Source organism: Nocardia sp. KT25-26 (assembly GCF_056627695.1).
Map to the genome: position 1 here is coordinate 3,036,241 of NZ_CM152813.1, position 25,429 is coordinate 3,061,669.

Genomic DNA, 25,429 nt, shown 5'->3' on the forward strand with positions numbered 1-25,429 from the left:
TCGGTATGGACGACATCGAGCTGGATTTGCCGACTGTCATTTCCGGTGAGGGTGGGAAACAGGTACTCGAGATTGCCGGTATCGGCCTGCGTAACCCGCTGCCGGTCGACGGTGAGGACACCTACGCCTACATCCGCGGTACCGATGGCATCGACCGCCGACTGCCGGAATCGCTGCGCGGCTGGGCGACCGAGACGCTTGCCGCTCACTACGATCTCCGGGCAGCGGGGTTGCCGTCGATCTTTCCCCGCCGAATCGAGTTCGGCATTCGCGACGGCGCCACCTACGCTCGGCCGGTCCCGACGGTAGCCGGCTGAGTCACAAGAGGGTGGGCCGACCGCGTCGGCCTCCGCCGGTCACGTTCGCAGACTCGGCACGGGGGCGTCACCGAGCCGGATTCCCGGGCTCGTCGACCACTTCGACGGTCGCCGGATCGGCCTCCAGAGCCCGGCGCGGAGCATCTGTGGAAGGTGTAGCGCGCGGGCCCCGCTCGCCGTCTTGCATGCCGGGACGCTCGTTGCACTCTCGGGGTGTGCCCGGGCGGAGGGCGGCACCGCAGTCGGTGCGGAGGGCGCTGCCGGTCCCGCACCCGAGGTTGCCGAACCCGCTGCGCTGCTGCCCCCCGACCGGGTCCAGGACGCCTATCCCGCCGGGAACGATCACGGCGTTGCCCGGGCACGGTGATCGGCTGGCGCTCACCGTCGACGACGGGGCGAGCCCGGACGTGGTCGGCGCCTACATCCAATTCGCGCGGGACACCGGCGCGCGGTTCACCTTCTTCGTCACCGGCTCCTTTCCGTCCTGGACCGAACACCGGCACGAGCTGCGGCCACTCGTGGAATCGGGCCAGATCCAGCTGGGCAACCACACCTGGGACCATCCGGCACTCACCCAGCTCAACGCCACGGGAATCGCCGAACAACTGCATCGGACGAGGACCTTCCTGCGGAAAACCTTCGGAGTCGACGGCACGCCGTTCTACCGGCCGCCGTTCGGCTACCACAACGCCACCGTGGACCGAATCGCCGCCGACGCCGGATATACCGTCGCCACCATGTGGGAGGGCTCGCTCTCGGATTCCGGCCTGATCACCGAGGAATACCTGGTGCAGATGGCACGGGAATGGTTCCGGCCGCAGGCCATCGTCATCGGCCACGCCAACTTCCCACCGGTCACCCGCCGCTACGGCGAGCTCGTCGAGATCATCCGCGAACGTAACTTGGCCATGGTGACCTTGAACGACGCCCTGGAAGTCGTCACCTGACCTGCGCCGGTCATCGAGGGCTGCGATCCGTCGTGATCGGAGAGGAAATGTCCGAAGTGGTCAGCGGTGAACTGGACTTCTCAGCCCGGACCGACTCGTCGCTCCGCCCGCGGCGCAGCCGATGGGCTGTGGGATCCGACGATCTGAGGGAATCCGACCTGCCACCACTGCCCGCGGAGTGAACTACGCCCGGCGGGCCCTGTCGTAGGCGGTGGTGGCCGCCAGGGTGGTCGTCACCGCCAGTACTGCCAGGCTCAGCACGATGATCGGCAGGGTGTCGGCGGTGAGCAGCCCGATCGCGCCGATCACGACCAGTACTGCGGCGGCCAGTATTCGGGAGCGGGCGAGCCGGCCGAACCGGGACCGGAGGAACAGCAGGTTCCCGGCGAGGTAGATCAGCGGGCCGGCAACGGTGACGAGCGTGATCGCCGGAGTGAGGTGGTCGTGGGACAGACGCAGTTCGATGGAGACTGCGACCAGGATTGCGCCGAGGACCATCAGGGCGTGAGCGTAGGCATAGGCGGAGCGCAAGGCCGCGGTGGAGCCGTCGCCGCCGCGGGTGTCCGGCCCGGCCAGTGCGAAGTAGTTCCACCACAGTACGAACAGGGAGGCGAATCCGACCAGCAGGCTGACTGCGAGCGTGGTGGTCAGGTCCCCCTCGGAGACGATTGCGCCGCCCATCAGCAGGATCGATTCGCCGAGCGCGATGATGAACACGAGCCGGTTGCGTTCGGCGAGGTGTTCGGCATCGGTGTCCCACATGCGCATCGGTGCCGAGCCGAGGCCGGGCACCCGGAACTGAGTCATCGGTGCGGCATAGTCCACCACCACAGCGATCGCCCAGACCGCCAGTCGCCATCGCGGATCCAGGAAACAGCCCACGATCCAGAACACTCCGGCGGCCAGCGACCAGCACAGCAGCATGCGGTAGTTGTGTGCGAGCTGCTGCCCGCGGAACGCCACCATCATGAACACCGGCCGCAGCACACCCATGAACAGGTAGCAGGCGACGAACAGCCAGGCCCGGTCGCCGAAGGCATCCGGAATGGCGACCGACATGCCCAGCGCGGCCAGCATCAGTACCCCGGTGAACAGCTGCACCACCGTCCGTGTCGGGTCGAGCCAGTTCATCGCCCAGGCGGTGTAGTTCCAGCCCCACCACACCGCAGCGAACACCACCAGGGTCTGTGCGGCGCCCTCCCACGACAGGTGTTCGAGCAACAGGTGGGACAGCTGGATGATCGCGAACACGTACACCAGGTCGAAGAACAGCTCGACCGGTCCCACTTCGGAACGAGCGTGACCGGTGCGCGCCAGCGGGGCGGTGGAAGTCATGCGGCACCTTTCTGCTTGCGATGCGTGCGACTGCACAATCGCATACATCCTCGAACACTGGGCGACCATTTCACGGTGTGCCGTCTCGTCCTGGTAACAGGTGCGGTGCGGTAACGGGTGCCGAGGCGGGGCCGCCTACTGCTGCAGCCCCACCTCGGTGATAGTCTCGTTTCGAGACTGTTTTCTGGAGGGGTTCGATGACTTCGCGGCACGAGTGGATCGATGGCGGGAGTTGGCTCACGCTCGGTGGCCATCGCATATTTCACCGGGTGGACGGTCCACCGGACGGTCCATCGGTGGTACTCGTCCACGGGTATCCGACGTCCTCACACGACTGGTCGCTGGTGGTCCCGGAGTTGGTGGATGCGGGCCTGCGGATCACGACGCTGGATCTGCTGGGTTTCGGGGCCAGTGACAAACCGCGCCGCGCCTACCGTACCGCCGAGCAGGCCGACCTGGTCGAGGAGTTGCTGTCCGCCTGCGGAATCGAACGCACTGCTGTCGTCGCGCACGACTACGGGGTTTCCGTCGCGCAGGAACTTCTTGCCCGTTCGCCGGAGCGCATCACGCGAGTGGCGTGGCTGAACGGCGGGCTCTACCCCGACCTGCATCGTCCACTGGTGCTGCAACGTCTGCTCGCCGGCCCCGCCGGCCCGCTACTGGGACGGTTGACCTCCGAATTCACCTACCGAACAGCTGTGCGGAAAGTACTGGGCCGTCCGCTTTCCGTGGATCTCTTGCACGATATGTGGCTGGCGACCTCCAGTGGTGGGGGAAGACACGTCCAACACCGGCTACTGCAATACATCGCCGAGCGTTCCCGCTGTGCCCCCCGCTGGCAGCAGGCAGCCGAATCCTATTCGGGGCCCACGGCGTTCATCTGGGGTCCGGCGGACCCCGTGAGTGGAGGACACGCGCTCCCGAGGCTTCGGCAGCGGTTTCCGACGGCCGAATTCACGGTGCTGGACGAGGAACCTCCGGTCGGCCACTTTCCGCAGTTGGAAGCTCCCGTAGCGGTTGCGTCGGCACTGCGGCAGTTCCTGACCGCGTAGCCGCGACCCGCCGCGGGAAGGGTGTGGGCCGGTCGGTGGCCGCGTCGTTCAGCCGTCCGGTTCCGGGGCGAGGTCGATGTCGGTCCCGGCACCGAGGACGCCGGTGATCCGGCGCAGCAGCCAGGTGGGGATATCCGGTGTGCCGAGTAGTTCGGCGAGCCAGCTCGCCGGTACCTGGACGCGGGCGGCGAGTTGCTCCAGGTCCCACCCGTGGTGCCGTAGCACGATGTGCACCATCTCTTCGAGAGCGCAGGCAAGCCGGTCCGCTTCGAAACGTTCGGTGTCGTCGGGTTCATTCGAACCCGCTGTGCTGCCGTAGGTGTCGCTGTCGGGTTGATTCGGCAGGGGCATGATCACGCTCCTCACTCTCGGCTCGACAACGAGGGCCTCGCGCTCCGGTTCGTGCAACCCTACCCGGCGGTGGCAAATATTCAGCAATCATCCTGCATTCGAGGCGGTCGTGTCAGCACGAAGCTCCGATGAATCGCCCCCGGGTGTGTGGGTCAGGCGTTGCGGCGGCGTGTCTCGGTGCGTGTGCGTTCGACGTACCGACGGCTACGACCCTCCGCCGCAGCCACCGCCACCACCGCAGCTACTGGTACTGCCGCCCCCGCCGCCACAGCTGCTGCCGCTGCCATGGCCGCCGCTGGTTCCGTCGCCGCCGAATGAATCGGTGCTTCCCGAATCCCCGTGCCGGTGCTCGCCGGAATGCGACGGTGCAGAGTTGTCGTGGAGGTAGGCGGCCGATCCGGCGGCTCCGGCCGTCCAGCTCGGATTCGCCGGGCGGGTTCCCCGGCCGCGACTCAGCGTGCGTGCCAGGAGAGCGGCGACCGTGACCAGGGCGCCGGCACCGACCAAGACGAACACCACCACTGCGAGCATCGACATATAACCAGGCTAGCCGGGGGCGGGGACGCGGGCAGCCCACCGAGGCAAAGTCTTACAGTGAATCGTGGTGCTCTCGTTTTCCCGGCGCGGATCGCGGCCGCCGGACCTGTCCGTGGTGGACCGAACCGTCGCGGCGCTGCGGCTGCCCGAGGCGGTCTACAAGACCTGCCCCTGGCAGCCCCGCGATGTCGTGGAAACCGGCCTCCGGCAATGGTTGCGGTGCTGCGGTGCGGCCATGCGCGACGATCAGGTGATCGGTATGCCTTCGCGGGCCGTCGACGAGGCCTGGCACGGCTTGATCCTGTGCACGAAGCTCTACGCCGAGTTCTGCTCCATAGCGTACGGCCGGTTCCTGCATCACTTTCCCGACGGTGTCGGCGACGGCGGTCACGGTTCGATGGTCGAGCAGCTCGGCCGGACCGTGGTGGCCTGGTCGATCGTGGCGCAACCCGGTGAGCGGTGTGTGCTGTGGGATCTGGACCGCCGGGTGGGCGTCGAGAGTCCGTGGGGTGTCGACGACCGGCATGTCGCTGCGGTGCAGCGGCAACTCCAGCGCTGAAGAGGGCGGCCGACGGGCCGAGAAAATTCGGTTGCCCGGCCCGGCGAGCATCTGCGAATATCCCTGCTGTCAGCGAGAAGAACCGGTGATCGAGTGGAGGTGGCGTCCGTGGTGACGGTTGTGCGGGCCGTGCTGCCCGGAACTCCTCTCTTTCCCACTTCTCGCTGAGTCCGCCCGGGCTCGGCGCCCGAACAAGGACTCCTACATGTCGAATTTCGACCTGCTCGTACCCTACGGCTGGAGCGACTCGCTGGCCGAACGCTATCTTCCCCAGCTGCGGGAGGACTGCCGGCCCGCGCGGGTGATCCGGATGGAACGCAGCGACTGCGATGTCGCTGCTCCGGAAGGACTCGTCCGCGCGCACGCACTGCCCGTCGGCGCCGGGCCTGTCGGGTTGTGCACCGGCGATTGGGTCGGTCTCGGCCCGGACACCATGGTGCGGCAGCTTTTGCCGAGAACCGGGGCGATCACCCGAGCCGCGGTGTCGGGGCGCTCCGAGGCGCAGGTGCTCGCCGCCAATTTCGACACCGTGCTGATCTGCGTTCCGGCGGACGGCGATATCGACCTCGGTCGGGTGGAGCGGCTCTTGACGCTGGCCTGGGAAAGCGGGGCGCAGCCCGTCGTCCTGCTCACCAAGGCCGACACCGTGTCCGTCCCGGACCCGGACGTGGTGCGGGCGGCGGCGCCCGGCGCCACCGTGCTGGCGGTCAGCGCCGCCAGTGGTGAGGGCTTGGAGGTCCTGGCTGCCCTGCTGACCGGAACGGTGGCGCTCATCGGGGCATCCGGTGCCGGTAAGTCGACACTCGCCAATGCGCTACTCGGTGCGGACATCTTCGCCGCATCCGAGGTTCGTGCGTCGGACAAGAAGGGCCGACACACCACTGTGCGCCGTGAGCTGCGCCCGATTCCCGGCGGCGGCACGTTGATCGACACCCCGGGCCTGCGAGGCATCGGTCTCTGGAATGCGGCCGACGGCTTGGAACGGACATTCAGTGATATCGAATCGCTGGCCGCACACTGCCGGTTCCGTGACTGTGCCCACGACACCGAACCCGGATGCGCGGTGCGGGCCGCCATCGAGGCCGGTGATCTGCCGGCGCGCCGGTTGACCAGCTATCGGAAGCTGCTGCGGGAGAACGAGTGGCAGGTCGCCCGCACCGACCGGCGTCTCGCCGCCGAGCGGGAGCGGGCCTGGAAACGGGTCTCCGCTGAGAGTCGACTGCGGAATCGGGAAGCGCGCCGGACCGGGCGGCGCCGGTAGGTGAACAGGGCCGGTGTACGGCGATGCCGCCGTCGCACCGGTACCGGGGCGAAACTTCCTGCCGATGACGGATTCCGCTGCCCCACAGGTGCCCGCGGGTTCTCCGCACCTGTTGACAGCCTTATGTTGTAAGTCTACCTTACAACATAAGGCTTACAACATAAGGGAGTGGGGTCGGGCATGCAGAAGACCACGATCGAACCGGCGATTCACGCCGAAGGGCTGGGCAAACGATTCGGTGACACCGTGGCGGTGGACGGTATCGATCTCACCGTGCCCGCCGGTACGGTGTTCGGACTACTCGGCCCGAACGGCGCCGGGAAGACCACCACGGTGCGCATGCTCGCCACTCTGATTCGCCCGAGTCGTGGAGCCGCGCGCATCTTCGGCCACGATCTGGTCGACGACACCGCCGCAGTACGTGCGCGCATCAGCCTGACCGGGCAGTATGCCGCGGTCGACGAAGACCTGACCGGTCTGGAGAACCTGACCCTCATGGGGCGGCTGCACGGCTACCGGCATCGGGCCGCCATCGGCCGGGCCCGTGAACTGCTGTCCGCATTCGACCTCGCCGACATCGGTGACCGCCCCGCCAAACGGTATTCGGGTGGTATGCGCCGCCGCCTCGACATCGCTGCAGGCCTGATCGTCACCCCCGACCTGCTGTTCCTCGACGAACCCACCACCGGGCTGGACCCGCGAAGCCGCAGCCGGGTGTGGGACATCGTGCGGACGCTCACCGCCGCCGGCACCACGGTCGTGCTGACCACGCAATACCTGGACGAGGCGGATCAGCTCGCCGACCGGATCGCGGTCATCGACCACGGACGGGTGATCGCCGTAGGGACGCCCTCGCAGCTCAAGGAATCGCTCGGCGCGGGAGTGCTGGACATCCGGCTGCACGACCCCGCCCGGCGCGGGGACGCCGGCCGGCTCCTCACCGACCTGCTCGGCGTCCCGGTCCACTCCGGCGCCGAACCGGCGGTATTGACCGCTCGGCTGACCGATCCGGGCCGGGCCGGGGCGGCGCTGACAGCTCTCACCGCCGCGGGAATCGCCACCAGCGACTTCAGCGTCGGCCGGCCCAGCCTCGACGAGGTGTTCCTGACTCTCACCGACCGGCGCCCGGGCCCGGCCGACGCCGCCGCATGAGCTCGTTTCCACCAGCCGGCCTGTCTGACAGAGGAGATGCCCCATGACCGTTACCGCCACCGCACCGGCCGCCGACCCGATGCGCTCGGTGCTGTCCACAGGCCCGGCGCCCCGCCGTCCCGGCCCGGCCGGGAGTGCCGCGACGTTCGCCTGGCGAGCGATGCTGCGGATGAAGCACGTGCCCGATCAGCTGGCAGACGTCACCGTGTTCCCGCTGCTGATGCTGGTCATGTTCACCTACCTGTTCGGCGGGGCCCTCGCCGGCTCCACCGGCGACTACCTGCAGACAGTGCTGCCGGGCATCCTGGTGATGACGGTGGTCATGACGACCCAGTCCACGGCAGTCGCGCTCAATACCGATATCGGCAGGGGAGTGTTCGACCGGTTCCGATCGTTGCCGATCTGGCAGCCCGCCGCGCTGGTCGGTGCGCTGTTCGCAGACCTCGGGCGCTACGCCGTCGCCGCGACGATGGTGGTGGCCGCCGGAATGCTGCTCGGATTCCGGCCCGACGCCGGGGTTCCGGGAATCCTGGCCGGGGTGGGTCTGGTGTTGCTGTTCGCGTGGTGCCTGTCGTGGGTGTGGACCTGTCTCGGTCTGCTCGCCCGCACCCCGGAATCGGTCATGTTCCTGGCCATCCTCGTCACATTCCCGCTCAGTTTCGTGAGCAACGTGTTCGTCGATCCCGCCACGCTGCCCGAATGGCTGCGGACGATCGTCGACCTGAACCCGATCACCCATCTGGTCACCGCTGTGCGCGGTCTCGTGCACGGCGACCCCGACGCCGGTGACATCGGCTGGGTTCTCGCGATATGTGCCGGGCTGGTCACGGTGTTCGGCCCGATCACGATGCGACTGTATCGACGGGAACGCTGACCTGTTCATCCCCCTTCTACGTTATACATGATCGCCGGCTCTCATGAGGAATCGGAATCTGGTCCATAATCGCTCGCTACGTGCTGAAACGCCAGGTGAGGAGTGGTCGGAATGAGTTTTGTGCTGGGCTTCGCGGAGGTCGATCGGACCGGGATCGCGCGCGTCGGCGGCAAGGGGGCGAACCTCGGGGAGCTGGCCCGGATCGGGGGCGTCGAGGTGCCGGACGGCTTCTGTGTGACGACCGAGGCATTCCGGCGGGTGCGCGACGTGGTCCCCGGTCTCGACGCGCAGCTCGACGAACTGTCGTGCCAGGCGCCCGACGACCGGTCCGGGATCGGCGAGCTGAGTGCCGAGATCCGGCGGCGTATCGAACAATTCGGTATCCCCGACGATATCGCGGCGGAGATCACCACCGCATATGCGCGACTCGGCACGGACATCCCCTGTGCGGTGCGGTCCAGTGCAACCGCCGAGGATCTGCCGACGGCCTCGTTCGCCGGACAGCAGGACTCCTACCTGAATGTCGTCGGCCCGGCGGCGATTCTCGCGGAGGTCGGGCGGTGCTGGGCATCGCTGTTCACCGAGCGGGCCGTCACCTATCGGCTGCGCAACGGTTTCGACCACCGGACGATCGAGATGGCGGTGGTCGTGCAACGGATGGTGTTCCCGCAGGCTTCGGGAGTCCTGGTCACCGCCGATCCGGTCACCTCCGACCGGAAGGTGGTCTCGGTGGACGCCGGGTTCGGTCTCGGTGAGGCACTGGTATCCGGCTTGGAGAACGCCGATATCTACCGGGTGCGCGACGGGGCGGTCACGGAGCGGACGGTCGCCACCAAGAAGGTGGCCGTCGTTGCCGATCCGGACGGTGGAACGGAGGTCCGGGAGATCGCGCCGGAACGGCAGGACCAGCAGGTGCTCACCGATGCGCAGATCCTGCGGCTCGCCCGGCTGGGCCGCCGGATCGAAGCGCACTTCGGCTGCCCGCAGGACATCGAATGGTGTCTGGACGGCGAGGACTTCCGCATCGTGCAGAGTCGCCCGATAACCACACTGTTCCCGATTCCGGAAGCCGCGGACGACGAGAACCACGTCTACATCTCGGTCGGCCACCAGCAGATGATGACCGATGCGATGAAGCCGCTGGGACTGTCGGTGTGGCAGCTGACCAGCCCGGCGCCGATGCCGGATGCGGGCGGCCGCCTGTTCGTCGATGCCACCCGCGCCCTGGCGGCACCGGGTACCCGCGATGCGATGGTCGCCGGATTCCGGGCATCCGATCCGCTGACCGGCGATGCCCTGCAGGCCGTCGTGGACAGTGGTTTCCTCCTGGAGACGACCGCGGACGCTGTCGGCCGTGCCCCGACAGGCGGCTGGGCCGGGAGCGAAGAACCGCTGATCGAGGCCGATCCGGCGCTGGTCGCCGAACTCATCGCCGACAACGAACGCTCCGTCACCGCACTGCAACACGATATCCACACCGTGTCCGGTGTCGCGCTGCTGAATTTCGTCGAGAACGATATCCAGGAACTGCGGCGACTGCTGTTCAACTCGCGGAGCCAGGATGTCATCCGAGCCGGCATGGAGGCAGCCGGGTGGCTCAACGACCGGTTGTACACCTGGCTGGGGGAGAAGAACGCCGCGGACACACTCACCCAATCCGTCTCCGGGAACGTCACCGCGGAAATGGGCCTGGCGCTGCTCGATGTCGCCGATGTGCTCCGGCCGCATCCGGAAGCGGTGGCCTATCTGCGGCACGTCGAGGAGCACGGGGTCGCCGAAGGCGAGTTCCTGGACGAATTGGCGCGGCGGCCGGGCGGCGGCGAGGTCCGTGCGGCACTGGACGGATTCCTCGACCGCTACGGGATGCGTTGTGCGGGCGAGATCGACATCACCCGGCCGCGCTGGCGGGAATGCCCCACAACGCTGATTCCGACCCTGCTCGGCAATGTCGGCAATTTCGCACCCGGTGCTGCCGAGCACCGGTTCACCGAGGGACTGCGCGCCGCGGAGCACGCGGCGCAGGACGTACTGGAACGGGTGCGCGAACTACCGGACGGAGAAACGAAGGCCAGCGAAACGCAGGCGATGATCGACCGCGTCCGGACATTCGCCGGCTATCGCGAATATCCGAAGTACGGCATGGTCTGCCGCTACTTCGTCTACAAACATGCGCTGCTGGACGAAGCCGACCGGCTCGTGCGGGCCGGCGTGCTCACGGACCCGGAGGACATCTTCTACCTGCGGTTCGACGAATTGCGCGAGGTGGTGCGTACTCAGCGCGTCGACCCGGGCCGGATCGACGAGCGTAAGCGGGCATTCCGTGCCTATCAGGCGCTCACGCCGCCTCGGGTGCTCACGTCGGACGGCGTGGTGCACACCGGCGCCTACCGGCGGGCCGGCCTGCCGGCCGATGCGCTGCCCGGGATGGCGGTGTCGACCGGGACCGTGGAAGGCCGCGCCCGCGTCGTCACCGACCTCGCCCGGGCCGATCTCGCCAACGGCGACATCTTGGTCACCGCCTACACCGATCCGAGCTGGACCCCGCTGTTCGTCGCGATCGCGGGCCTGGTCACCGAGGTCGGCGGTCTGATGACGCACGGTGCGGTGATCGCCCGCGAGTACGGGCTGCCCGCGGTGGTGGGCGTGGAGAACGCCACGGGCCTGATCCGGGACGGTCAACGGATCCGGGTGCACGGAACCGATGGGTATGTCGAGATCCTGCCGGAGGGCGAATGATGATCGTCGGATACAGCGGTCAGCAGTCGTCGATCAGCTCGTAGCACTGCGGATCGTCGGGGAGGGTCCAGTTGAAGCCCTCCTCGACGAACACGTAGCCGAGATTGGCGAGCACGGTGACGAGCACGGCGGCCATCAGCGGCCGGGGCAGCCGATGCCGGTCGAGTGCCCGGTACTCGTCGACACACATCAACGCCACCAGGCAGCCGAGGACGGAGATCACGAAAATGATGAATGCCCAGGTGTAGGTGTGCAATCCGAAGACCGTGCCGGCGTAGCCGGGGTCGCCCTTCTGCATGTGCAGCAGCATCTGGCGTCCGGCGGCGGCCGCCCCGCCCACCGAGGACAGGGCCGCCAGCCCCCACGCGATGATCGCATCGGACTTGGGTACCTCTTCGGTGCGGCGGCGCCAGATGAGCCAGACGATCGGCATGATCGACAGGAACATGAAGTAGCGAATGAGCATGCACAGCGGGCACGGCAGCGTATCGCCGAAGATTCCCTCGAAGAATCCGCCGAGAATGACGGCCAGGAATGCGATGACATAGACCGGCGGCAGCCAGGTACTGATGAATCGCGCGACCATGTTCTCCCTCTCACAAACCGGTCAGACCGAGCGGCTCGGTGATGTGGTAGGCCAGTGCCCAGAGCAGCGCAACCATCGCCACCAGCCACACGATGACGAACACGATTCGGCGCATATTCCGGACGATCATGAGTATCAGCCAGGCGGCGAATCCCAGCATGATCAGTGTGTCCATCCGTACCCGCCTTTCCCGCGACGTCACGCGTCGATCAGTGGGAGAGCAGCATCCTCGATGATTTGCCGAGGCGCATCGAGGACGTTGCGGTCATGGTATCCGCCGATCAACCGGAATCGGTGGAGGCTCGGCGGACGCGCGCAATATCGGACAACCGTAATTCCGGCCGCCGATGATCTCCGCGGGTGTATCCGTCGGCGCCGGTGCCGTTGCAGGGCCGACGGATTACGTGGTCGCGGGTATTTTCGACCCGGGCGACTATTTCTCGGAGTTCTGTCCGGTACCCGGTGTGACGCGAGAGACCGCGCGGTCACCGTGTGGCCCGAACAGGTGCAGTATCTCGACCGCGGAGTCGTCGGCGGGACCGAACCAGTGTGGGGTCCGGGGGTCGAATTCGGCGGTTTCGCCGGGGCCGAGCAGATGTTCGTCGGTGCCCAGCGAAGGCGGAGGGTGCCCGCCAGGACGTAGAGCCAGGCATGCCCGTCGTGTGACTTCAGCACGGGCTCGCGTGGGCCGAGGATGTGTTTGAAGACCTGTACCCGTCCCTGGTAGGTGGTCAGCGGGACGACGGTGCCGCCTGTGGCGTGCCGGTGGGGTTCGAGATGCACGCGCGGGTCGCCGGTGGCCGGCGCGGCGATGAGCCGGTCCAGGGCGACCCGATACGCCTGTGCGAGCGGAATGAGCAGGTCGAGAGTGGGCTGCCGGTGGCCCGTTTCCAGCCGGGACAGTGCGCTGACCGACAGTCCGGTTCGTTCGGCGAGTGCGGCGAGCGTGAGTCCGCGGGCGTGCCGCAGCGCGCGCAGGCGCGGGCCGATGGCGTCGATGATTCCCGACACGTCCGTGCTCACCGCGTCATTCTTGCAGATTCTGCAAGATTTCTGGGCTCGGGTGCCGCCGGACCGCAACCATCGACGATGTCTTGTTCGCAGAAGTAACGGAAGGCGGGTTCCGCGTGGCCGACACCACTGTTGCCCCTGTTCCTACAGTCGTTGCCGAGGTGCCCGCGATCGGATTCGGCCGCCGGTGGACCGTTCTGGCCATCTGCGCATCCGCACTGTTCCTGGTGGGCCTGGATACCACGATCGTCACGATCGGCCTCGCCGAGATCGGCGGTGGGCTGGCGGTGGATCCCGGCCGGTTGCCGTGGGTGGTCGATGCCTACACGGTGGCGTTCGCGGCCCTGCTGATCACGTCCGGCGCCCTCGCCGACCGATTCGGCAGACGCCGAGTACTCCGAACCGGATTGGTGGTGTTCGGGGTGTCCTCGATAGTGTGCGCCGCCGCGCCCACCTTCGCTGTCCTGGTCGGCGCCCGGGTGGTGCAGGGGATCGGCGCATCGATGCTGACGCCGGTGGCATTGGCGATCGTGGTGAACGTGATGACCGATCCGCGTGAGCGGGCGCAGGCGATCGGTGTCTGGGGAGCCGTCTTCGGACTCAGTATGGCCGCCGGGCCGGTGACCGGCGGCGCGCTGATCGCGGCGTTCGACTGGCGAGCCGTGTTCTGGATCAACATCCCCGTCGTGCTCGTCGCATTGTGTTCGGTCTCGGTGTTCGTCCCGGAATCCAGGGGCCCGCGGGTCCGGCGCATCGATCTGCCCGGACAAGCGCTGCTCATCCTGCTGCTCGGTATCGGGGTGCTGCTGCTGATCGAAGGTCCCGGCCTGGGTTGGTCGTCACCGACCGTCGTCGCAGGTCTCGGCGTACTGGTGGTCGTGGCGGTCACCCTGGTCGTGGTGGAATCGCGCCGGCGCGAACCGTTGATCGAACCGGGCCTATTCCGGGTGCCCAGCTTCACCGGTGCCGTGCTGGGAGCAGTGGCGGTGTTCGTCGCATTCAGCATGACGCTGCTGCTGGCGACGCTGTACCTGCAGAAGGTCGAGGGGTGGTCGCCACTGGCTGCGGGGGCGGCGACCCTGCCGATGGCGATCGGCGCCGCCGTATTCGCGCCCGCATCCGGATACCTGGTCGGGCGGATCGGTCCACGAATTCCGTTGCTGCTCGCGGGCGCCTTCCTCACCGCGGGCGGGCTCTGCCTCTTCGGCTTACCCGCGGGCTCGAACCTGCCCGTTCTGCTTCTCGCCTTTGCGTTCATCGGTATCGGCGTCGGATTCGCCAACGCTCCGATCACCACCACAGCCGTGAACGGCCTGCCGCCCGACCGTGCGGGCGTCGCCGGCGGTACGACCTCCACGGCCCGCCAGGTCGGCACCGCCCTCGGTATCGCACTGGCGGGAACTCTCGTAGCCGACGCCGCTCCCGGCGACTTCGCCGCCGCGAGCCTACCCGGCTGGCTGGTCATCACATGCTGTGGGGCACTCCTGTTTCCGTTCGCCGCCACCGCGGCAACCACGTGCCGGATCCGGGCCGTGCGGTGGTTCGGCGGATCCCGCGACCCCGGTAGCAGTTCGGCGACGAAGTCCACGCGGAAAAACTGACCGCCAGGGCGCCGTCCGTCGTCAGTCGAGGGTGTGTTCCGGCTGGCACACCTCCAGCGGCGACGGCAGGTACCGGACGATGGCGTCCAGTAGCGGAGCGATGCGGCCCCACGGCGTCGTATCGCACAGGACGGGTGCGGTATCGCCGAAATGAGTGCGGCGGCGCACGAGGTCGTGGAACTGCTCGGGTGGAATCCCTCGGTCGCGCGGACCGGTGCCTGGACCCATGACCTCGTCGGCGAGGTCGCGGAATCGCTCCTGCGTGGTCCTCCGCTGCCGGTCGCCGGGGCCGAGGACTGGGTCGCCGGCCGACATCGGGATCAGATCGACGACACCTGCGAACTCGGCACCGATGCGCTGCGGAAACTGCAGGGGCAGCGGTACCGCGCCGTGCGTAGCCCGGACGGTACGGATACAGCGGTCGAAATCGGCTGTGGGATGGTCGAGTCCGGTCACCAGGCACAGCCGGGCGACCTGGTGGTCATCGGCGACCCGCAACGCCGTGTCGAGGCGCGGGGTGCTCCGCTCGGTGGCTTCGAGCACCGTGATCACCCCGTCGGCCGTCCGGATGGTCCGTTCCAGGTCCGGGGTGGGTGCGTGCGCGGACAGTTCCGTGAGCCGGATGGTGTGCTCGATGTGATCCGTCGTCCAGTGGATCGTGCTCGCCGCGCCGGTTCGGGATCCGCCACCAGCGCGGGTCAGGCGGTGGAGAACCCGGATCGTCTGGTCGGGATCTCCGACGACCGTGACATTTCGGATGGCTCGGGGATCGATGACTTCGGTGCTCATCGGGTGGTGATACTCCAGAGGGCTCGATGGCTGGACTCGTGCCGTCGATTCGGTCTCACCGTACCCGGGCCGGGTCGGCGGTGGAGCGGGTTTCCGCCCCAAAGTAGAACGTGTTCCTATACGGTCGGTGTCGTGCAGAAAGAACAACGCCCCGCCGTGGCCGGCTGGTTCACTGCGGACGACGGCACGGTGCGCCTGCAGGGGAGCCGTTGCACTGCCTGCGGCACGCCGTACTTCCCGCGGAACACCCTGGCCTGCCGGAACCCGCAGTGCACGGGAACCAAGGACGGCTCCGAGCTCACCGACTACCTGTTCTCCACGCGCGGCCGGATCTGGTCCTACGCCGACGCGCGGTACAAGCCGCCACCGCCCTATGTCTCGCCCGACCCGTTCGAGCCGTACGTCGTCGCGGCGGTGGAACTCGAGGTGGAGCAGATGGTCGTGCTCGGGCAGGTGGTGCGTGGCCTGACGGTGGACGACCTGGCGGTCGGCATGCCGGTCGAACTGACCCAGGGCGTGCTGTACGAGGACGAGGACGCCGAGCACACGGTGTGGATGTGGAGGCCGGTCGATGACCGAGACGAATGACCGCGATATCGCCGTCCTCGGCGCCGGCATGCACCAGTGGGGCAAGTGGGGCCGCAACTTCGTCGAATACGGCCTGGTGGCGGCGCGAGCGGCGCTGGCCGACGCCGGAGTCGACCATCGCGACGTCGGCTATATCGCCGGGGCGGACACGATCCGAAACGGATACCCCGGTTTCGTCGCCGGCGCGACGTTCGCCCAGGCACTGGGCTGGTCCGGCGCGCGGATCTCCAGCAGCTACGCCGCTTGCGCCTCGGGCGCCCAGGCCATCGCCAACGCACGAGCGCAGATCCTGGCCGGACTGTGCGATGTGGCGCTGGTCGTCGGGGCGGATGCGACTCCGAAGGGCTTCTTCCAGCCGGTCGGCGGGGAACGCCGCGACGATCCGGACTGGTTGCGGTTCCATCTGCTCGGTGCCACGAACCCGATCTATTTCGCCCTCTACGCCCGCCGGCGGATGGCGCTGCACGGCGCCACCCTCGACGACTTCGCCGCGGTGAAGGTGAAGAACGCCAGGCACGGTCTGGACAACCCGTACGCCCGGTACCGCAAGGCGGTGTCGGCCGAGGATGTCGCCGCCTCCGCGGTCGTCTCGGATCCGCTGCGGCTGCTGGACATCTGCGCCACCAGCGACGGTGGCGCCGCACTGGTGCTGACCTCGATGGATTACGCGAGGCGGCACGGGCTCACCGACCCGGTCCGGATCCGGGCCTTGTCGACGGTGACGCCGACCTTCCCGAAAACCGTACTCGACCTGCCGGACTTCGCGACCGATTCGGCCGTGGCCGTCGAACCACCGCCGCGCGACTTCCGTTCCGCCGTCGCACACGCAGCATACGAGGAGGCCGGCCTCGGCCCCGCCGACCTCTCCTTCGCGGAGGTCTACGACCTGTCCACTGCGCTGGAACTGGACTGGTACGAGGACATCGGACTCTGCGAACCGGGTGGGGCGGAGCAACTGCTGCGCAGCGGCGCCACCACCCTGGGCGGCCGGGTGCCGGTGAACCCGAGTGGTGGACTGGCCTGCTTCGGCGAGGCCATTCCCGCCCAGGCGATCGCTCAGGTCTGCGAACTCACCTGGCAGCTGCGTGGACAGGCCGACGGCCGCCAGGTCGATGACGCCCGCGCCGGAATCGCCGTGAACCAGGGACTGTTCGGGCACGGGTCGGCGATCGTCGCGACTCGCTGACCCGGGTCGGTCAGACCTCGGCCAGGCCGGCGTCGCCGCACCCCGCGCGCAGGGTGTCGAACCCGAAGGCCTGAACCGGGCCGAGGACACCGCCTACGGGCGGCGCGACAGTGGCGAGCTGTTGCGCCGCCCAGGCCATGAGTTCACCGGTGAGGCTGTACGCGCTGGGGCCTTCGACGTGCACTTCCACCGGCCGGGCGCCCTCGGCGGTCGCGACCGCGACGACGTGCGAGCGGGTGCGGGCGCGTTCCGCGGCGTCCGGGCCACCGGGCGGCCCGACCATCGGGCGGGTGGCTGCATCGATGACAGCTCGCCCGAAGGGCAGTCGGGCCATCGCCGCAGTGACCGCAGAGACCGCCACGAGCGGTCGGCTGAGAGCGGGAAACCAGCCGTTGTAGACCGATACGGAATCCAGCATCGGGAACAGTGCAGGCAGGAACAGTACCTCGCTACCGGATACGAGCGAGGCGGTGCGCCGCCGGCCACGGACGTCGAATGCCCGGACTCCGGAACCGGTCCGTGCTGCGACGAGCTCGCGCTTCCGCCACCGTGGCGAGGGCAGGGTGAGGCCGTCGCGCATCGTGGTGCGAGTTCCCTGGCTGAGCCCGCGGCGCAGGGATCCGATGGCGAAATAGCCGATATCGAGGGATCGCACGGCAGGGCCCGCCTGCAGTGCGGCCGATGTCGCGGCCAGGATGCCCGGCACGTAGTCGTAGCCGAAGGCGGGCAACATCACCGACCCCGTAGCGCGGGCACGCTCGTGCAGTTCGCGCCGCAGATCGAGGACGAAACCGACTTCGCCGGTGGAATCTATGTAGTGGGCGCCGGCTTCGGCTGCGGCGCGGGCAACGGTGTGCCCGAAACGCTCGAACGGTCCCACCGTGCTGATCAACACGTCGCCGTGGTCCACCAGTCCGGCGACGGCGGCGGCATCGGTGACATCGGCGATCGCGCACTCGAGGTCGAATCGTTCGGCGATCGCTGTGAGCGCGGTCCGGTTGCGGCCGGCGACGACGGGTTCGATGCCCCGGCGCAGCAGAGCATCGAGGACGAGTCCGCCGGTGTAGCCGGTGACGCCGAGCAGGACGATACGTCCGGTCATCGAGATTCTCCTTCGTTGCGGAGGAACGGTGTGTTCTCCGATTCCGTCGACAGGGTCCGGGCGATCAGGTCCGCTCGAGGCGTTGGACAGGGGGGAAGCGTCGGTAGGGAAGGCGGCTCAGCATGCCGATGGGCCGGTCGTGCCGGGGAACGACCCAAGCGGGCGTGCGCTGGAAGACGGTCAGGTGGGCCACCTCGGGTGCGATCGCCGGAATGAACTGGACCGCGGAAGGGCCGGTGCCGATGACGGCCACCCGCTTCCGGTGAGGTCGATGTCGTGGTTCCAGCGGGCCGAATGGAAGGACACCCCGGTGAAGTGGTTCAGGCCCGGAATGTCGGGGACGAGCGGGTCGGCGAGGGCGCCGGTCGCCAGCACCACGTGCGTGGCCGTGCGGGGTCCTCGGGCGGTCGTGATACGCCACAGCTGCGCGGCGGCGTCCCAGTCGAGCTGCTCGACGGCGCAGTCGAGCAGCATACGGTCGCGGAGCCCCTGCGCGTCCACGGCGCTCCGAAGATAGCGGAACAGCTCGGGCTGCTTGGCGAAAGTATTGCGCCAGTGTGGATTCGGTGCGAACGAGAACGAGTAGAGATTGCTCTGGACGTCGACGGCGGCACCCGGGTAGTCGTTGTCCCGCCACACTCCGCCGACCTCGTGGGCGCGTTCGAGTAGCAGGAGGTCGGCGATCCCGGCCCGGCGTAGCCGTACGGCCGCGGCGATCCCGCCGAACCCGGTGCCGACGATGACGACGTGGTTGTGGGGGACGGCGACGTCGTCGCCGGATTCGCGGGGCCGTGGTGTGGGTGTTGGCATCATTCTCCGACATGGTGCGGGTGGCGGATCCGGTGAGGTGCATGTGGCCGCGCATTGCCAGTGGACTCCGCCGCGAATATTGACACTGCTAACATTTGCGTACCGAAGGCCACGGTATAGTTAAGTGTAAGCACTGTCAACACTTGTTAGATTTGATCCATGGCAACGTCGAACTCGTATCACCACGGCGATCTACCCAGCGCGCTCGTCCGTGCTGCCGTGGAGCTCCTCGAGGAGGACGGCACGGCAGACCTCTCGCTCCGGGCTGCCGCGCGCCGGGCAGGGGTGTCCACCGCCGCTCCGTACCGGCATTTCGCCGACCGCGATGCCCTGCTGTCGGCAGTGGCCGCGGTCGGCTTTCGTGATCTGGCCGAGCAGTTGACGACGGCGAGTGCCGAGCCGAGGACTCCGGAGGATCTCGCCGATATCGCCGTCGCCTATGTTCGGTTCGCGCTGGCGCGCCCCGCGCTCTTCCGGGTGATGTTCGCCGATCCGTGCGATCCGACCAGCCCCGAACGCGTGGCGGCCACCGATGCGATCCATGGCTACGTGCAGTCGATCGTGCGGCGGATCTATCCCACGGTCGACGAGGAGTCTCTCACTACCGCGATGTGGGCTCTGGTGCACGGCCTCGCATTCCTGTACCTGCAAGGCAAATTCGACCCGGTGGACGCGGGCGATCTCGAGAGCCGAGTCCGCGATGCCGTGTTCGCCGTGCTACGACTCCCGGAACTGCCGTCCGCCCGGCAGTGAGCCGGGGAGCGCCCGCAACGGATCGGGTGTTGCGGACGGTGAGCAGGACTTCGCCGGCCGTGTCGGCGAGGTCCAGCAGGTGTCCCGATGCGACGGGTGGTCCGCCGAGCCCGGGGGTCGAACCGGACTCGGCGGCTGAAAACGACTCGGTCGGTGGCTCAGTGCAATACTGTGCGCAGGGTGGTCTGTGCCAGCGCGATGGCGGCGCGCGCCGCTTGGGTCGACCGCATCGAGTTGATCATGACGAAATCGTGAATGATGCCGCCGAATCGCACTTGGGTGACCGGGACGCCGGCCTGCCGAAGCTTGGCCGCATACGCTTCCCCCTCATCGCGCAGAACGTCCGCCTCGCCGGTGATCACGAGTGCGGGCGGCAGACCCCGCAGCTGATCGACCGAGGCGCGCAGCGGGGACGCATAGATCTCGTCGCGCTGTGCATCGTTCTCGGTGTACTGGTCCCAGAACCACTGCATGCCCTCGCGGGCGAGGAAGTAGTGCTCGGCGAACTGGTGATAGGACCCGGTATCGAAGTCGGCGTCGGTGACCGGATAGAACAGTACTTGCTGGGAGATCCGCACATCGCCACGCTCCTTGGCCATCAGGGTGAGAACCGCGGTCATGTTCCCGCCGACCGAATCGCCGACGGCCGCGAACCGGGTCGCGTCGAGGCCCTTTTCGGCGCCGTGGGTGACAACCCATTGCGCGGCGGCATAGTTCTGTTCGATCGCCGTCGGGTACTTCGCCTCGGGTGACAGGTCGTACTCCGGGAACACCACTGCGGCCCCGGCGCCCACCGCGAGTTCCCGGACCAGCCGGTCGTGGGTGTGCGCATTGCCGAATACCCAGCCGGCCCCGTGGATGTAGAAAACCACCGGCAAGGTGCCTGTAGCGCCCGCGGGCTTGACGATACGGACCTGCACCGAGCCGGTGGGTCCACCCTGGACGGTGATCCACTCCTCGTCGATGGCCGGCAGATCGATCTCGCCCGATTGGACTTCGTCGACAGCCTTCCGGCCTTCGGCGGGTGGTAGCTGGTACAGGAACGGCGGGGTATCGGTGGCCTTCGCGAACTCCGCTGCCTCGGGCTCGAGAACCGGCTGGACTTCGGTCATCACGATCTCCTTTGAACGGGTGCTGCATACATCGGGTGAAATGCGGTGTTCCTGCGTGAGCGTTGCCTCGGTGGCAGCCTTCGGTGGCTGTGGCGAGGTGATCGACCATCTGCGCCTGTCCGGGCCGGGTGCTTGTTCCATCCGGGAGGCCGGCGGGGTCCCTCCATGCGGGGGGCGGGTGGCGATGTATTCGCTGCTTACATTAGCCTGTGGGTAAACCGGCGTCAATGATTTCGGGCCCGCCGGGAGCGATGGCCGGACGAGCGAAGGAGAGCGTCAGTGAGCAGGTCGAGTGTCCAGCGATCAGATACCGGACTGCCGGACGGTGCCCCGATCGTGCTGATCGTCCCGGCCATGGCGATCGGTTCGCGCTTCTACGCCCCATTGGTCGCCGCGTTCACCGAGCTCGGCTGGAACGCGCGGGCCCTGCCCAGGCGAGGATTCGAGGAAGGGGCTGCGCCCGCATCGCGGCACAACGACTGGTCCTACCGGGACGAGATCGACACCATCGCCGATGCGGTACGCGCGATCCGCCGCGACGAACCCGGCCGGCCGGTGCTCGTGCTCGGGCACAGCCTCGGCGCTCAACTCGCCGCAGGGCACGAACTCAACCATCCCGGAGCGGACGGCATGGTCACCGTCGGAGGCAGCTTGCCGCACCATCGCCACTTCCCGAATCTCGGCATTCCCGTAGCGGTCATGGCGCTGTTGGTGCCTGTCGTCACCGCAGTATTCGGCTATCTGCCGAAGCCCGCCTTCGGCGCGCCCGGCGCCCGCACGCAGATGCGAGAGTGGGCGAAAATGGTGCTGACCGGCCGCCCGCCGTACCCGGTACCAGCCCCTATCGCCACGCCCGCCCTGATCGTCGCCCTCGAGGACGATGCACTGGCGCCGGCACGGGGTATCGATGCCTTCGCACGTGACCTGTTCGCCCCGGGGCGGGCCACCAGGTGGGACTACCGTACTGCGGACGTACCGGACGGTGCCACGAACGACCACATCAAATGGGTGCGGACACCGGGTCCGGTGGTCGAACGGATCGCCACGTGGTGGCAGCAGGTGTCGTCCCAGGGCGACCGTGCGCCGGTCGGCGACACTCATGGGAGTCGCTGAGGCGAGCCCGGGATAGCTCCGGTATCGATCGTGCGTGCTCGGAGGGCTGCTCCGGGCAGCGACACCCGTCGAAACGGTCGGTGTCCGCGATCTTCCTGGGCTATCTTGGCCCGATGTGCACGCCGGAGATCGTTCGCCTGGCCCGCGACGGTGCGCCGCGCCCGACCCGGCGGGCGCTGCTCGGTCTGGCGGGTCTGACCGCCGTCGCCGCGGTTGCGTCGGGAGCGGCGGACGCCGCGCCTCGATCCGGGGGCGTGGTCGACCTGACGCATACCCTGACGCCGCAGCTGCCCGTGTGGCCGGGCAGCCCACCGGCGGCGATGGTGCCGGTGGCCTGGCACGAGGTGGGCGGGTTCGGGCAGTTCGCGCTCGGATACTGGGAGCACACCGGAACCCACGTCGATGCGCCGGCGCATCGGATACCGGGTGGTACGACGACCGAGACATTGGCCGTGGCGGATCTCGTCGCGCCACTCGTCGTCATAGATATCAGCGGGAAGGCTGCTGCCGACAGTGACGCCATGGTGACGGTGGCCGATATCGACCGGTGGCGGGCCGAGCACGGTCCGATTCCGGAGCGGGCATTCGTCGCGATGAACTCGGGCTGGCAGCGACGGATCGGGACACCATCGACGTTTCTGAATCTCGATCGGAACGGCAGGCCGCATGCGCCGGGCTTCGCGGCGGAAGCCATGGAATATCTGGTCGCCGAACACGGAATCGTCGGTGCCGGTGTCGATACGCTCAGTCTCGACAGCGGCGCCGATCCCGATTTCGGCGCGCACACCGCACTGCTGGGCGCCGGACGATACGGGGTGGAGATGCTCGCACACCTGGGGTCGGTGCCGCCGTCAGGGGCGACGGTGGTGGTCGGCGCACCGAAACATGCGGGCGGTACCGGCGGGCCCTGCCGGGTGCTCGCGCTGACATGACCGCGGTCACCGATCTGCGCGGCCGATCGAGAGCCGGTGTGCGAAAACGTTTCCCGGATCCCACTCCGCCTTCACCCGGCGCAGCCGCGGATAGTTGTCCCGATAGTAGAACGCATGCCAGGGCAGGCCGGAGGTGTTCCATGCGGGGTCGGCAAGGTCGCCGTCGGGATAGTTGATGTAGCTGCCGCCGTAGCGTTCGCCCGGCACGGGGGCCCCGCCGATATCGGCGTGCACGTCCCGGAACATCTCCCGGGCCCACCGCAGATACCGGTCGTCGTCGGACGGTAGCCGCCAGGATGCGTGGATCAGCATCTGCATGAACGAATCCCGGGCCGGCATCGCCGTCCTGTCCCCGGCGACGGCATTGATCGCGCCGCCGAACGGCAGGAACTCGAGCTGGGATTCGCCGAGGAATCGCAGATCGGTGAGGTACCGGTAGAAGATGCGGAGCTGCTCGGGCGTGTATGCCTTACGCAGGAAGGCGGCCTTCACTTTGACCCGTACCGAGCTCACGGTCTTCGGGTAGTACACCTGACGTACGGTGTCCGGGTAGGACAGTTCGGCACCGGGAAGCCGAATCGGTGGCGGGAACACGCCGTCGGTCACCGCGGCGACGAATTCGTCGAACCGGGTGTGGGCGTCGGGTGTGCCGGCGTCGAGAAGGATCAGCAGTTCGGCCGCGCCGGTACCGGTGGTCCGGATCATCAACGGCGCGTACAGCCCGGCGTAGATGTCGTCCGGGGCGCTGTGCAGTTCGAAGAAGCGCAGATAGTTGCCGACGAACCGGACGAACGAATCCTCGGTGGTGATCGGCAGAATCAGCCGGGCATTGAGCATGCCGCGCGGCGCCATCGGCAGCGCACCCGCGGGGCCGGCGCCGTCCGCGCCGGGGGAGCGGAGCAGGAACCGGGTCACCACCCCGAAGTTTCCGCCACCGCCCCCGGTATGCGCCCACCACAGGTCGTGATTCGGCCCGTCTCGTTGTGCGACCACGACTCTCGCGGCGCCGTCGGCGTCGACGGTCACCACTTCGACGCCCGCCAGATGGTCGGCGACCAGCCCGAACCGCCGCGAGAGCGGACCGTACCCACCACCGCAGATGTGGCCGCCCATCCCGACACCGAGACAGATCCCGCCCGGTACGGTGACGCCCCAGCGGTGCAGCGCTTCGTACACGGTGCCGATATCGGCGCCCGCGCCGACGGAGAACGCGCGGTGCTCGTCGTCCCAGTACACCGTGTCGAGCCGGTCGAGGTCGATGATCGACCCGGTCTCGGTGTTGTCGACGAAATCGTCGAAGCAGTGGCCCCCGGAGCGCGCCGCGATCGGTGACCGGTTGCGCACTGCCGCCGCGACCGCGTCGCGGGCCTCATCCGCCGTGGTCGGCAGGTAGATCGCGGCGGGCCGGGCCTGGAAACGCCGGTTGTAGCCGCGCAGACTCAGCAGGTGATAGTCGACGTCGCCGGGGCCGAGAACGCGCGGCGCGGCGTGCGCGACCGGCCGCCCGAGCGCCATGAACGCTCCGCCGGCTACTGCCGCACCGATCAGTTTCCGACGTGAGATCGACATCGGGGTCCTTCCGCCCAGCAACATTGGACGGGACACTAGCCGAACCGTGGGCGCGGCGGCGGGAGGTTCGCGCGGGCGGCGGGGGACCGGGTCAGGCCGGTCGACGTCGATCCACCGCCCGCGGGCGACCACTGCGCGCGGCGACGACTTTCGTGGCCTCGTCGGTAGTGGCGACGAGGATTTCGGCCAACCGGCTCGTCGAAGGAGGGCGGGCCCCGCCGGTCCGGCCCGACAGCGACAGGGCAGCCACGGCACCGTGCATCCGGACCCCGATCGGTGCCGCTGTGCATACGACATCGGCCAGCGATTCCTCCCGGTCGAGGGCGATCCCGCGGTGCTCGCGGATGCGGCCGAGTTCGCGTTGTAGTGCGCTGCGGTGTCCGATGGTGCGTGTGGTGAGTTGCGGCAGCCGCTCCCGGAACGCCAGCTCGACGACCGCCGGCTCGAGGGTGGCCAGCAGCGCTTTGCCGACGGCGGTGCAATGTGCGGGCATTCGGCCACCGAGCCGGGTGGGGAGGGCGTCTCGGCAACGACCGACGGCTTTGTCGACCAGGAGCACTTCGGGGCCGTCGAGCACACCGAGGTGCGCGATCAGGCCGGTCCGCCGGGCCACTTCGTGTAGCAGTGGGCTCACCGCGTCCCGGAGGTCATTGTGTTCGACGGCGAGGCCGCCGAGCTCGAGTGCCCGGGTGCCGAGCCGGTATCCGCCGGGTGCATGGGCCAGCCAGCGCAGGCGGACCATCTGATCGATGATCCGGTGCACGCTGGAACGCGGCAGTCCGGTGTGACCGGCGACCTCGTGCAGGGTACGCACCGGGGCGGGGCCGTCGAACGCCTCCAGAATGAGGGTCATCCGCTCGATCATCGATGCCGGCTGCGAACCGGATCGGGGGCGGACGGGCAGGTCGACCGTCATGGTTCACCTCACTGCTGCTCGCTGGGTCCTCCCACCATGTCGTCGAATCCGGGTGCGGGAATCCGGGAAACTACGGAGATCGTCCGCGGACTACGGAACCTCCGGGTACGGACCGGGCGGACCATCGGTACCGCCCGGCCCGGCCGGTCCGGAAATCGACGGTGCCGGTTCGTCCGGTGACGCGCCTGGTACTCGGCATTGCGGCGTTCCGGGACCGGCCGGACGAACCGGAGCCGACAT

24 protein-coding genes and 1 pseudogene are annotated in these 25,429 nt (G+C 68.2%); 14 read left to right on the plus strand and 11 right to left on the minus strand.

The window, feature by feature from the left end; all coding sequences use genetic code 11:
• Window positions 1-5: 5 nt before the first annotated feature.
• Together AC1HFH_RS13820 and AC1HFH_RS13825 are read left to right on the plus strand one after the other, a co-directional pair.
• Complete coding sequence (locus tag AC1HFH_RS13820) at window positions 6-317, plus strand: hypothetical protein (protein ID WP_480243172.1); 312 nt, start codon at window positions 6-8, stop codon at window positions 315-317.
• A gap of 350 nt (window positions 318-667) precedes the next feature.
• Window positions 668-1,264, plus strand: a complete 597-nt coding sequence (locus AC1HFH_RS13825; RefSeq protein ID WP_480243173.1) for a polysaccharide deacetylase family protein — start codon at window positions 668-670, stop codon at window positions 1,262-1,264.
• Window positions 1,265-1,447: 183 nt separating this feature from the next.
• Here the strand turns inward: AC1HFH_RS13825 and AC1HFH_RS13830 are convergent, their stop codons facing one another.
• On the minus strand, window positions 1,448-2,599 hold the full coding sequence (locus AC1HFH_RS13830) for a low temperature requirement protein A (RefSeq protein WP_480243174.1): 1,152 nt from the start codon (window positions 2,597-2,599) through the stop codon (window positions 1,448-1,450).
• A 269-nt stretch (window positions 2,600-2,868) separates the two neighbouring features.
• On the opposite strand from AC1HFH_RS13830, the gene AC1HFH_RS13835 reads away from it, so the two are divergent.
• Window positions 2,869-3,651 (plus strand): alpha/beta fold hydrolase, encoded by a 783-nt coding sequence (locus AC1HFH_RS13835; protein WP_480243175.1) that lies wholly within the window; start codon window positions 2,869-2,871, stop codon window positions 3,649-3,651.
• Window positions 3,652-3,699: 48 nt separating this feature from the next.
• Here AC1HFH_RS13835 and AC1HFH_RS13840 read toward each other — a convergent pair whose 3' ends face one another.
• Window positions 3,700-4,002 (minus strand): hypothetical protein, encoded by a 303-nt coding sequence (locus AC1HFH_RS13840; protein WP_480243176.1) that lies wholly within the window; start codon window positions 4,000-4,002, stop codon window positions 3,700-3,702.
• Window positions 4,003-4,606: 604 nt separating this feature from the next.
• On the opposite strand from AC1HFH_RS13840, the gene AC1HFH_RS13845 reads away from it, so the two are divergent.
• The 5 genes from AC1HFH_RS13845 to rph all read left to right on the plus strand — a co-directional run bounded on the left by AC1HFH_RS13845 (window position 4,607) and on the right by rph (window position 11,121).
• A complete protein-coding gene (locus AC1HFH_RS13845; RefSeq protein ID WP_480243177.1) occupies window positions 4,607-5,098 on the plus strand; it encodes a glycine-rich domain-containing protein in 492 nt (163 codons plus the stop codon).
• A gap of 205 nt (window positions 5,099-5,303) precedes the next feature.
• Window positions 5,304-6,359, plus strand: a complete 1,056-nt coding sequence (gene rsgA / locus AC1HFH_RS13850; RefSeq protein ID WP_480243178.1) for a ribosome small subunit-dependent GTPase A — start codon at window positions 5,304-5,306, stop codon at window positions 6,357-6,359.
• A 180-nt stretch (window positions 6,360-6,539) separates the two neighbouring features.
• The gene (locus AC1HFH_RS13855) at window positions 6,540-7,511 is read left to right on the plus strand and encodes an ATP-binding cassette domain-containing protein (RefSeq protein WP_480243179.1); all 972 of its coding nucleotides are present in this window, start codon (window positions 6,540-6,542) and stop codon (window positions 7,509-7,511) included.
• Window positions 7,512-7,554: 43 nt separating this feature from the next.
• Window positions 7,555-8,385, plus strand: coding sequence for an ABC transporter permease (locus tag AC1HFH_RS13860; RefSeq protein ID WP_480243180.1), 831 nt, complete (start codon window positions 7,555-7,557; stop codon window positions 8,383-8,385).
• A gap of 111 nt (window positions 8,386-8,496) precedes the next feature.
• Entirely contained in the window at window positions 8,497-11,121 is a 2,625-nt protein-coding gene (gene rph / locus AC1HFH_RS13865) for a rifamycin-inactivating phosphotransferase (protein WP_480243181.1), read from the plus strand.
• Between the two features lie 19 nt (window positions 11,122-11,140).
• Here the strand turns inward: rph and AC1HFH_RS13870 are convergent, their stop codons facing one another.
• From AC1HFH_RS13870 to AC1HFH_RS13880, 3 genes and pseudogenes are all read right to left on the minus strand, one after another.
• Window positions 11,141-11,707 (minus strand): disulfide bond formation protein B, encoded by a 567-nt coding sequence (locus AC1HFH_RS13870; protein WP_480243182.1) that lies wholly within the window; start codon window positions 11,705-11,707, stop codon window positions 11,141-11,143.
• Between the two features lie 10 nt (window positions 11,708-11,717).
• Window positions 11,718-11,882 carry a hypothetical protein gene (locus AC1HFH_RS13875; protein ID WP_480243183.1) on the minus strand — a complete coding sequence of 55 codons (165 nt, stop codon included), beginning with the start codon at window positions 11,880-11,882 and terminating at the stop codon, window positions 11,718-11,720.
• Between the two features lie 258 nt (window positions 11,883-12,140).
• Window positions 12,141-12,718, minus strand: a pseudogene (locus AC1HFH_RS13880) (helix-turn-helix domain-containing protein).
• Between the two features lie 161 nt (window positions 12,719-12,879).
• Here AC1HFH_RS13880 and AC1HFH_RS13885 point away from each other — a divergent pair.
• Window positions 12,880-14,319 carry an MFS transporter gene (locus AC1HFH_RS13885; RefSeq protein WP_480243184.1) on the plus strand — a complete coding sequence of 480 codons (1,440 nt, stop codon included), beginning with the start codon at window positions 12,880-12,882 and terminating at the stop codon, window positions 14,317-14,319.
• A 21-nt stretch (window positions 14,320-14,340) separates the two neighbouring features.
• Here the strand turns inward: AC1HFH_RS13885 and AC1HFH_RS13890 are convergent, their stop codons facing one another.
• Complete coding sequence (locus AC1HFH_RS13890; RefSeq protein WP_480243185.1) at window positions 14,341-15,108, minus strand: hypothetical protein; 768 nt, start codon at window positions 15,106-15,108, stop codon at window positions 14,341-14,343.
• 132 nt (window positions 15,109-15,240) lie between these two features.
• Between AC1HFH_RS13890 and AC1HFH_RS13895 the strand changes: the two genes are divergently transcribed.
• Both AC1HFH_RS13895 and AC1HFH_RS13900 read left to right on the plus strand, forming a co-directional pair.
• Window positions 15,241-15,696, plus strand: a complete 456-nt coding sequence (locus tag AC1HFH_RS13895; protein WP_480243186.1) for a Zn-ribbon domain-containing OB-fold protein — start codon at window positions 15,241-15,243, stop codon at window positions 15,694-15,696.
• Entirely contained in the window at window positions 15,680-16,882 is a 1,203-nt protein-coding gene (locus AC1HFH_RS13900) for a lipid-transfer protein (protein ID WP_480243187.1), read from the plus strand. Before AC1HFH_RS13895 ends, AC1HFH_RS13900 begins: the two co-directional genes overlap by 17 nt.
• A 10-nt stretch (window positions 16,883-16,892) precedes the next feature.
• On the opposite strand, the gene AC1HFH_RS13905 is transcribed toward AC1HFH_RS13900, so the two are convergent.
• Together AC1HFH_RS13905 and AC1HFH_RS13910 are read right to left on the minus strand one after the other, a co-directional pair.
• Complete coding sequence (locus AC1HFH_RS13905) at window positions 16,893-17,984, minus strand: saccharopine dehydrogenase family protein (RefSeq protein ID WP_480243188.1); 1,092 nt, start codon at window positions 17,982-17,984, stop codon at window positions 16,893-16,895.
• 180 nt (window positions 17,985-18,164) lie between these two features.
• Window positions 18,165-18,794, minus strand: a complete 630-nt coding sequence (locus tag AC1HFH_RS13910; protein WP_480243189.1) for a flavin-containing monooxygenase — start codon at window positions 18,792-18,794, stop codon at window positions 18,165-18,167.
• Between the two features lie 159 nt (window positions 18,795-18,953).
• On the opposite strand from AC1HFH_RS13910, the gene AC1HFH_RS13915 reads away from it, so the two are divergent.
• Window positions 18,954-19,547 (plus strand): TetR/AcrR family transcriptional regulator, encoded by a 594-nt coding sequence (locus tag AC1HFH_RS13915; RefSeq protein WP_480243190.1) that lies wholly within the window; start codon window positions 18,954-18,956, stop codon window positions 19,545-19,547.
• A gap of 158 nt (window positions 19,548-19,705) precedes the next feature.
• On the opposite strand, the gene AC1HFH_RS13920 is transcribed toward AC1HFH_RS13915, so the two are convergent.
• Window positions 19,706-20,659, minus strand: coding sequence for an alpha/beta hydrolase (locus tag AC1HFH_RS13920; protein ID WP_480243191.1), 954 nt, complete (start codon window positions 20,657-20,659; stop codon window positions 19,706-19,708).
• A 279-nt stretch (window positions 20,660-20,938) separates the two neighbouring features.
• Between AC1HFH_RS13920 and AC1HFH_RS13925 the strand changes: the two genes are divergently transcribed.
• Together AC1HFH_RS13925 and AC1HFH_RS13930 are read left to right on the plus strand one after the other, a co-directional pair.
• A complete protein-coding gene (locus AC1HFH_RS13925) occupies window positions 20,939-21,772 on the plus strand; it encodes a serine aminopeptidase domain-containing protein (RefSeq protein ID WP_480243192.1) in 834 nt (277 codons plus the stop codon).
• A 113-nt stretch (window positions 21,773-21,885) separates the two neighbouring features.
• Window positions 21,886-22,704, plus strand: coding sequence for a cyclase family protein (locus tag AC1HFH_RS13930; RefSeq protein WP_480243193.1), 819 nt, complete (start codon window positions 21,886-21,888; stop codon window positions 22,702-22,704).
• Between the two features lie 6 nt (window positions 22,705-22,710).
• On the opposite strand, the gene AC1HFH_RS13935 is transcribed toward AC1HFH_RS13930, so the two are convergent.
• Together AC1HFH_RS13935 and AC1HFH_RS13940 are read right to left on the minus strand one after the other, a co-directional pair.
• On the minus strand, window positions 22,711-24,273 hold the full coding sequence (locus AC1HFH_RS13935; protein ID WP_480243194.1) for an FAD-binding oxidoreductase: 1,563 nt from the start codon (window positions 24,271-24,273) through the stop codon (window positions 22,711-22,713).
• 91 nt (window positions 24,274-24,364) lie between these two features.
• Entirely contained in the window at window positions 24,365-25,189 is an 825-nt protein-coding gene (locus AC1HFH_RS13940) for an IclR family transcriptional regulator (protein ID WP_480243195.1), read from the minus strand.
• Window positions 25,190-25,429 lie beyond the last annotated feature (240 nt).